This is a genomic window from Sphingomonas sp. ABOLH (assembly GCF_003951715.1).
GTDB lineage: Bacteria > Pseudomonadota > Alphaproteobacteria > Sphingomonadales > Sphingomonadaceae > Sphingomonas > Sphingomonas hankookensis_A.
Map to the genome: position 1 here is coordinate 1 of NZ_QQWV01000074.1, position 8,863 is coordinate 8,863.

At 64.6% G+C, this 8,863-nt stretch carries 7 protein-coding genes; 2 read left to right on the forward strand and 5 right to left on the reverse strand.

Annotation, left to right across the window (positions count from 1 at the left end):
• Nucleotides 1-310: 310 nt before the first annotated feature.
• Entirely contained in the window at nucleotides 311-2,116 is a 1,806-nt protein-coding gene (locus CA237_RS18815) for a hypothetical protein (protein WP_126015233.1), read from the reverse strand.
• Nucleotides 2,117-2,261: 145 nt separating this feature from the next.
• On the opposite strand from CA237_RS18815, the gene CA237_RS18820 reads away from it, so the two are divergent.
• Entirely contained in the window at nucleotides 2,262-3,953 is a 1,692-nt protein-coding gene (locus CA237_RS18820; RefSeq protein WP_126015235.1) for a MobA/MobL family protein, read from the forward strand.
• A 30-nt stretch (nucleotides 3,954-3,983) separates the two neighbouring features.
• Here the strand turns inward: CA237_RS18820 and CA237_RS18825 are convergent, their stop codons facing one another.
• The 4 genes from CA237_RS18825 to CA237_RS18840 all read right to left on the reverse strand — a co-directional run bounded on the left by CA237_RS18825 (nucleotide 3,984) and on the right by CA237_RS18840 (nucleotide 8,267).
• Nucleotides 3,984-4,943: a ParB N-terminal domain-containing protein gene (locus CA237_RS18825; protein WP_126015237.1), complete on the reverse strand. Its 960-nt coding sequence runs from the start codon at nucleotides 4,941-4,943 to the stop codon at nucleotides 3,984-3,986.
• Between the two features lie 114 nt (nucleotides 4,944-5,057).
• Nucleotides 5,058-5,450 carry a DUF4878 domain-containing protein gene (locus tag CA237_RS18830; RefSeq protein WP_126015239.1) on the reverse strand — a complete coding sequence of 131 codons (393 nt, stop codon included), beginning with the start codon at nucleotides 5,448-5,450 and terminating at the stop codon, nucleotides 5,058-5,060.
• Complete coding sequence (locus tag CA237_RS18835; RefSeq protein WP_126015241.1) at nucleotides 5,450-6,190, reverse strand: hypothetical protein; 741 nt, start codon at nucleotides 6,188-6,190, stop codon at nucleotides 5,450-5,452. Before CA237_RS18835 ends, CA237_RS18830 begins: the two co-directional genes overlap by 1 nt.
• 43 nt (nucleotides 6,191-6,233) lie before the next feature.
• On the reverse strand, nucleotides 6,234-8,267 hold the full coding sequence (locus CA237_RS18840; RefSeq protein ID WP_126015243.1) for a S8 family serine peptidase: 2,034 nt from the start codon (nucleotides 8,265-8,267) through the stop codon (nucleotides 6,234-6,236).
• 113 nt (nucleotides 8,268-8,380) lie between these two features.
• On the opposite strand from CA237_RS18840, the gene CA237_RS19805 reads away from it, so the two are divergent.
• The gene (locus tag CA237_RS19805; protein ID WP_206433022.1) at nucleotides 8,381-8,539 is read left to right on the forward strand and encodes a hypothetical protein; all 159 of its coding nucleotides are present in this window, start codon (nucleotides 8,381-8,383) and stop codon (nucleotides 8,537-8,539) included.
• The last annotated feature ends 324 nt before the right edge of the window (nucleotides 8,540-8,863 follow it).

The window sequence follows — 8,863 nt, forward strand, 5'->3', positions numbered from 1 at the left end:
CTCTTGGGAAAGAACGGCCGCAGCCGCTCAATCTGCTCATCCGTCAGCCAAAACAGGTCACTCATTCCGGTCTCCTCGCGGAGCCTGAATCAGATCGCGACGCTCACATCAATGGGTCCTGACCCTAGACAATCATTTTCTTTATTGAAAGATCAAATTAGATCCTTTTTGGGGATGCCTTATTCCTACAAACGATGGGCATCGATGCGGGAGGGCTTCAAACCTCTTGGCGCTGAACCCCATCCACCAACCGCGCCGGAGTTCAGTGGTACAGGTGCGAAATTCTTTGCCATTATTGCGCCATTCAAGATTACAAGCTCGTCTGCCGTGGCGATTTTAAGTCAATTGCCTTCGCTGACCTTCCATCAACCAGTACCCGACGGACAGCAGCAAAGTTACTTTTTCTCCTCTTGCCGGACAGCGCTTCGCCCTCCGCCGCCATACGCTTCAGCATCTTCGAATTTTGCCATAAGATAGGATCGGAGGTCAGCACCGTCACGCCGGTGGCCAAGTCGCACATGATTTCGACCTCACCGGTCGATGCGCCCGATTTTCGGTACAGCCGCACGAAGCAGACTTGCAGGAACCACAAGGCGATCAGCAACATCCGCCGCGGTTTCGATGGGTTGATCCAGCGTGCTGCCGTTATGTCAACCGGCTGAGCGAGACGACGAAATAGAACCTCGTCCTGATATCTGTCGAGCCAAAGGCGCGGGGTGAAGCGGCCAGCGGAACCCTGCCGTCCCTCTCGCGGCAGATATCCTGCACGCCGTCGCCGCGCCAGCTTCAAGCCGTAGGAGCCGCTATCCGTCGGTGAGCCGGCCACCTGGCTAGTCATCGCGGCGGACAGATACTCCGTCTCACGGGGGGACTGCTTGCCCGTCAATTCCTCGCCGATCGATGATATCGCGAGTGCCGGGATCATCGCCGGGGTAATCCCGCAAAACAGGTCGAGCGGCTCGTCGAAGGCCTTTTCCCCGCGTCCGCCGCTGCGGTGGCGATGGATGTTTGCTTCGACTTGCGAACGGACATGATGGCGCCAACCACCCTGCGTTTCGACGGAAGCGGCGGAGTTCCAGTCGAGGCGACCATCCAGCAGGGAGGCGATGACATTGTTCACGTCGATCGCCAATCGGTCCTGCTTTCTCATCCGAAACAGCCTACGGACGCCAGCGGCATGCAGTGGTGCTTCATCGAGAACGCGCCCCGCACCAGTGCCGATCATGATCGCCGCGCTCGCCTCCATGCGAACTTTGTCGTCGACTTCCTCCGGATCATGATCAGTATCGCCGTCGGGCATCATGCGACGGATGACCCCCGTGCCCGTCCTGCCACCCATGCGGTATAACGCCCGAGTTATAGCGGCGGCGCGCTGCATCTCGGCTAACGCCATCGCCACCGCGAGGGGCGAGCGACCGAAGCGCGGGACATACAGAGGGTGTCCCATGCCGGCCTTGTAAGCAAGCTCAGGGCATCGCTGTCGCGCTAGGCCGAATTCGCGGGACAGGATGAGGACATACGCCACCGGATCTCGCTGCCGCAGGGCGAGCAGGAAGTCGGCGTAAGCCGAAAGTGTGAAGCCGAACCTTTTGGCAAATGCTGCTCGCTGCTCTATTGCCATCGAGATCGCCACAGCTTCCTGTTCTTGTTTCTCGGCAATTTGGCCGAGCATCTTCTCGTCGACCCGGTCTGCTAAAGCGACGCCCGCTGGCATGCCGATTGTTTTTGTCAACCAGGCAAGCAACGTTGGTTTGCTGGAGGGCAGTTCCCGAATGACCGCCCCACCCACCCGTCGATCCGGAGAGGCCAGTGCCGCTAATTGCAGGATCGGCGAGAAATTCAGCAGCGCATGCCGCACACCCGCAGGCACCGCCAAGCCGATTCCACCGATGCTCGGGTCGAATTCCGTTCCTCGAATAAGACCGCCCGCTAATTCGTCGGCGGACGGCATAGATCCTTGTGAACTCGCAAGTGCCGCACCGTTATCGGTGACGTACCCGTCCTGCAGAGCCATCAATGGCTCGGTAAGCTGGAAGATGTCGGGCCGGCCTGCCAACTGCACGCTGATTTCACGACGGGCCAACAGGGCGCGGATATGGGTTCGGATGTCGTCCATAAGGGCCAGATCATGATGAACGATCGCTAAGGATCAATTAGCGCGGTGGAAGCGTCATTAGAGCGCGGCGCCTATTGCATGTCCCAAGAGCAGATAAGCTAAAGCGGTGAAGATGGGGGCTGTAGTCGAAAGAAATGTTTGAGCGATGCCCCAACCCAAGAACAGCCCCCGTCTCACCGATCTGCCGACCGTTGTCAGTTCACAAGACGACCGCGCGGCGCGCGCAAAGCTCGCCGAGGGCTTGTCGTTTCTAACCGACAAGGGGCTGAAGTCGAGTCTCAGTGTCGAGCGAGCGGAAGCCTTGGCGATGAAGCGGGCCGACGGGCTGGCCAACCTGACCAACAAGCGTCGTGAAATCCGCGCTCGTGCCGCGGACGCGATGCGCGATGTAGGTACCCGATTGCGCTATCTGCGCGAGCAACGCGCGGTAGATCGCGCGATCGAACGGTTCTGGCGGCGCTTCTTCGCCAAGCCGCGGGACCTTGTAAGAGGGCCGACGCCGGCTCCGCGCAGGCGGAAGAGCGTTACGATATCAGCAGCAGGTTCCACCAAGCTGCCGTCCTATCAGGGCCCGGTCATCGACCGATTGGGACGGCAGGGCGTTTATTTGGCAGTTCCCTATTATGGCGCCAAGCGGGCCAAGATAGGCGTCGCGCGCCGCCTCGTGATTTACATCACTCGACCAGACGCGCTCGAATGTGACGGCGACGGCAATCCCATAATCCTGGCGAATGTTGGCGAGGATGTCACTGAGCAAGCGGCCGCGTTCGACCTCATCGAGACGCTGGCGCGGTCCAGCCGGGGCAATGCGAAGGTGGTCTTTTCGATGATCGTCAATTTGCCGCATGATGTCAGTCCGCAAGCCCGCTGCGAAATTCTGAGGCGCTTCTGCACAGAGGCGTTCGACCTCCACGACCTGCCCTATGTCGCCACGATCCACACGCCGCCGCCGAGTGGCGACGAGCGGAATTTTCATGCGCATATCGCCTTCGGCCTGCGTCCGATGCACCGCGTTGGCGACCATGAATGGAATGTCGCGCCTCGGTTGGCGACCGAGTTCGATGGGGAGGCACGCTTCACCTACCTGCGCGCGCTCTTTGCCCAGACGATGATTGAGGTGACGCAGGCGCAGGGCAAGAAGCGAGTCTACACGCACTTGTCCAACGCGGCGCGGGGATTGACGGCCTTGCCGCTATCGCCGCTGGGGCCGGCGCTGACGCAGGCGGTGCGCGATGGCGACATAGTCGGCGTCAATGAACAGAACCGACAGCGGATCGCCGCCAACGAAACGCTGCTGGCCAAAGATCGGGAGCGTTGGCGTGCCGAACGCAAGGCCGAGCGCGATTTGATCGACGAGCGGTATCGGCAGGTCTTGGTAACCACCAAGCGTGGCCATCTGCCGATGGTATCGGGGCGGGCGACCGCGCCGAGGCCCGTACGACCGTTGACCCCAAGCCGCTTGCCACTGTCCTCGCCGGCGGTCAAATTCATCACCCAGGAATCGTCGGCGTTGCCACCAGCGCCCAGTGTGCGTTCGGCTGCGCTCGTTGCAACCGGCGCCCCGCTGCCGATCGTGGGGTACCAAGAACGCGCCGCGATCCAGTGCATCCCATTGCCAAACCTAGCGACTATGCCATCTCCGCTGCAACAGCCGAAGCGACCGCTACCCGTCCTCGCTGTTGACGCCTCGATCCGCAGCGACATGACCCGTAGGATGGCAGTGGTACTACGCCTGCTTGGGGAGGCAGTGGCTCGCGGTGCCGAACGTGCGGCTCGCAAGCGCCGCGAGGCGGCGAAACGTCAGCGTTCCGCCGCCCCGGACATCACCGATAGGTGACGATGCATGCCGCGATGTGCCGACCGAACTTCACGGTTCATGGCGCATCGCGGCCGCGAGCGCCTCGGTGACCACCTTGACGATGCCTGCCGGATCGCCGCCGACCTTCTGCCATTTCGGCGACAGACGGAGCGAGAGGCCGCCGCGCGGGTCTCGGTTGATGCTGCCGATGGTGGTGCCATCAGCGCCGCGGATTTCGCTCGCTGCCACGCTCCGCTCGCCAGTGCGAAGATAACGCGCGGCAGCGGGTCCGGCGAGCGTGACATTGGCCGCAGCCAGCTGTTGGGCCCGCTCTTTCATGACCTGCCGCTGTCCCGCATCTGCCAGCCCGGGCCCGATCATCGCCGCGAAGTTTTCGGATAGGGCTTCCGGATCGGTGACAATGTCGGTCACCCAATCGGGCAGCGAGGCCAAGACACAAAGGTGCGAAATCTTGGCTTGGTCCATACCGAGTGCGCGCGCCACCGCCGCCTGACTGGTTTCGACATGATCAAGCGTCCATCGTACCGATCGCCCCAATTCCATCGGGGTCGGTGCCGATCGTCCGACGTTACACGCCGTCGCGAAGGCGACCGCCTTCAGCCTGTTGAACACCGCGACGCGCACCGGCAGGCGGATTTCGATGCCTTGCGCACGGAGATGCATGACCACGGCATGGCGGCGATTCCCGGACAGGATGACACATCTCCCGCTTACCTTCGTGAGGATTAAAGGCTCGATGATCCCGTGAGCCGTGATATCGGCCGTCAGATCTGCGTCGCGCTGATCATTGTACCGATATCCTGCGCGTGGCGCTCCATCGAAAGGATGGCAGATTGCCGGGTCGCAGTATGTGACCGATCCGAGCACGCTTGTGTCTTCGGGGCCCTCGAAGTCGACGAGCGGGGTCGCCGCTCCTGCCGGCAGGGTATGGGACGCCGTCTGTACGGAAGTGATATCCGGTTCATCACTAACCGTTTGATTGAACGCCAAGTCGATCTGATTGTCCATTTCATGTCTCCGTGCCGCGACATGCGGCACGGAGAGCGATCGACCGGATTCGATTGCTGGTCTTGGGACAGCCAAACTCGCGGACGCGTTATCGATGGAGCAGGCGTTGCGAACTCACATGGTGATGTACCACTTGCCATCGACTTTTCGGACCTTGTCGGTGTCGGTCTGTGTCGATCCGTCGCCGAAGCGGGTGACGGTGGTCACCACCGCGTGATCCGCATCGGTCTGGTCGACCTTCTCGACCGTGACCGACTTGACCCCACCCTTCGCCTTGGCCTTCCTGGCCTTGTCCTGGAGCATGGGCGTGATGAAAATCCCGGCGGTCGCCTTGATCTCCGGGTCGATCCGCTCGAGTGCCTCGGCGGCCTGACCGCGACCGGCCGCCTCCGTCGCCGCACGGACGGTGTCCCCCGGGCCCTGGCCGCAGGCGGTCAGCGCCAGAAGGGCGGCGGCGACTAGCGGACGGATGTCCTTCGTCCGCGTTCTCTTCGTGACCGCACCCATCACAGCGTCGGCTTCTTCGCACGAGCGGCGATGAAGGCATCGGCGGCCTGCTCGACCAGCTTGCCCGGCTGCTGCCGCGTTCCGTCCGGCTGCGCGATCTCGACGGTCCCGCCACGTGGGCCGATATTCGCAGCGGCCCGGAAGCCACTTCCGGTGGTGCCCCAACGCGCCGTGAATGTGTCACCCGTCTGCTCCTCGCGCGGGCGGCCCCACTTCTCGACCAGCATCCGGCGCCAGTCCGCTACGGTCGTACCCTGCGGCGCGAGGTACACGATCGACGACAGGTGCGCCCCATCCGGCCAGACCAGCGTTTTCAGCATGTAGCGCCCGCCGGCATCGTCCACGAGCGTCGCTTCGCCCAGGACACCCCGCTTGGTCGGCACGCCGGCGGCACCACCGCGCACGTTGATCGCGCTGCGCACCTGCGTTTCGAAATCGACATAGCGCGTCACGGTCCTGGTGGTGAGGCCACGCCCCTTGGCGACCGCCTCGGCTTCCGCCTCGTTCATGCCGAGGCGGAAGCCGCCCAGGTCATAGGTTGCGGCGTCATTCGCGACGGTGCGGTCCGCCGCCTTGGTCAACCCGACAATCACCGGCGTTGCGGGCATGGTGATCGATGGCTGCTTCGGCCCGCTGCCAAGCAGACTGGGCACCTTGTCGAGCAGCTTGGTGATCGGTGCCCGCTGGGCAGCGGCGGGCACGGCGGCCAGCCCGATGACGAGCGCGATGGTCGAACGCATATGTGTCTCTCCCTGAGTATCGGTTGGATCAAAAGCCGGTGTGCTAGCCGACGAGCGCGGCGACGGAGCCGTCGGTGACGTCGTGCATGACGCCGAGGCGGAGCGGCATCGCGGTGCGGGTGACATACCCGGCGGTGAGCTGGACGCGGCGGGATCCGGCAAGGCTCGCGCGGGTGACGCCGTACAGGACCGAGCGGCTGGCAAGGTCGTAGCCGGTCCCGAGCGTCAGCTCCGCCACGCCCGCCTCGATGGCGAGCGGCTGCGCGATCCCCAGCGTCAACAGACCGCCCGGCACCACGCCGGTTGCCTGCACGCCGATCCGGCTGCCGATGATCGGGGTCGCGCCGGTGACGAGCGAGGCGGCGTCGATCTTCAGCCGGGTGACGCCCAGCGAGCCATAGCCCTCCAGCGACCAGCCCTCGGTCACGCCGACGCGGCGGTGTACCTCGACCATCACCGTGCGGGCACCGCGTCCCAGCCGCAGTGCGCCGCTGCCGGTCGGCATGCCCATCAGCGTGCCGTCCTCGTCGATGAACGACGCGCGCAGATCGAGGTCGCCGCGGCTCCAGCCGAGCGTCATCGCCTGCGCGGCGCTGCCGGTGGTTCGCCCCGCCGCCATGGTCAGCCCAAGCCGCCCGCCACCGACCGCCCGGTCGACGCCCAGGCTGGTCGCGGCCTGGGGCACATAGGCGAGCACACCATCAGCGAAGGGGGCCAGCCGCATGACATCGGCCTGGAGCATGTCGGCGGCATTCCACGCCGCATGCACCCCGGTCGTGCCGTCGGTATAGCCGAAGGCCCCCGCCGTCGCCGTTGCACGGACCTGATCCTGCCCGGGGCCGAAGCGGGTGCTGGTGTAACCCATCGTCCCGCTGAAGCCGCCGAACGAGAGGCTGGCCTGCCGCCCCATCTGCTGGACCCGCCGCTCGATCCGGCGGTCAGCCGTGACCTGAGGCTGGACGACCAGCGCCGCGACCGAGCCCGCGAAGTCGCGGCCAAAGGCGTCGAGCACCGTCACTTGCGACAGCGCGGTCTGGATCGCAGCAGTGCCGACTGCAGTCGGCACCACCATCACCGATGTGGCGAGGCTGGTCTGCGTCGAGCCGTTCGACAGCGTGGGATTAACCGGCGACAGCGCCGCCTGGAAGTCGACCAGCCCCATGCCGAACACCTCGTCCGGTCCGGCCTCGCCGATGTCCTTCGCCGTCTGGAGGATCACGTCACCGGCTTGCTGGCCGCTCAGCTGCGGCCATTTCGACAGGATGTCGGCGGCGAGCGCCGCCACCACCGGCGCTGCCGAGCTGGTGCCGGAGAAGACACCGACTGTCCCGTCGACCAGCGTCGTGACATTGGAGCCGACCGCGACGACAGTGCGGTCCTTCATCGTCCCGGCCTTGTTGGAATAGGCCTCGATGGCGTAGCCGTTCAGCGCCGGGCTGAGCGCGCCGACGAACAGCACCGCCTTGCGATTGTCGGCGGTTATCCACTGCGCATTGTAAGGGTCAGCGCCACCGAAATTGCCGGTCGAGTTGACGAGCAGGCCACCCGTCGCGGCAAGCCGCACGGTCGCCGAGGTCCAACCCGCGCTACCGCCGACCAGCGATGAGCTGACGATCTTGACGCCCTTGTCCGCCGCATAGCGGATCGCCTCGTCGGTGTGCGACAGGATCTCGCCTTGCGTCTTCTCGTCCCAGTCGGCGACCCGCAGCGCGACGATCGTGGCGGACGGGGCATAGCCGACGGTCGCGTTGCCGTTGATGCGGGCGGCAATGATGTTGGCGACCGCCGTGCCGTGATCCGACGCGCTGCTGCCTAGCTCATTCCGCTTCATTCGCGTGCCGTCGGCGGCCACGACATAGCCGAAGTCCTTGGACAGCGTCTGGTCGATGCGGCCGTCGAGCTCACCGTTCACGTTCATCACGCCGTCGTCGACCACGGCGACGGTGACGCCCTGACCGGTGTGCCCGCTGTCGAGCGCGTAGAGCGCGTTCATGAACTCGTTGGCGCCGTAGTTGCGGCGGAACTCCGGCGTGTCGTTGACCGAGCGGATCGGCTGCTTGTCCGACGGGGTAATCACGTATCCTGTCGGCGGCGGCACCGGCGCCGAATAGACGGGCGGCGTCGGGGTTGGTGTCGGTGTTGGCGTGGGAGCCGGTGTCGGCGTCGGCGTAGGTGACGGCGTCGGAGACGGTGTGGGTGTTGGACTCGGCGTCGGCGTCGGCGTCGGCGTTGGCGACGGTGTCGGACTTGCCGTCGGCGACGGTGTGGGCGCGGGTGTCGGTGATGGGCTGGGCGTCGGTGTCGAACCGCTGGCTGGTGGTGGCGTCGCCACGCTCCCCGCACTGCTGATCCCGCCGCCGCCGCCGCAGGCGGCAATCGTCAACGCCAGCATGCTCACTGACGCTGCTCTCATCCCCCGTATTCCAACCATCATCATCCCCCGATGGGGATGCACGCCGGCCAGCCGGCGGCACCCCGTGAAATGACGGGGTGCCGGCCCTCTGGAGACCGGATGTTCGAAACCTGCAGTAAAACAGGCGCGGGCGCTTGTGGGTTAGCTGCTGCTCAGGCGACGGTGAGAGGCGTATCCTTTTTCGGTCAACGGTGACGGGAAAGGAGCAGGTCATGTCGAAGAAGATCGTGGCGCCGGCCTATGTCGCGGCGATGGAGCGG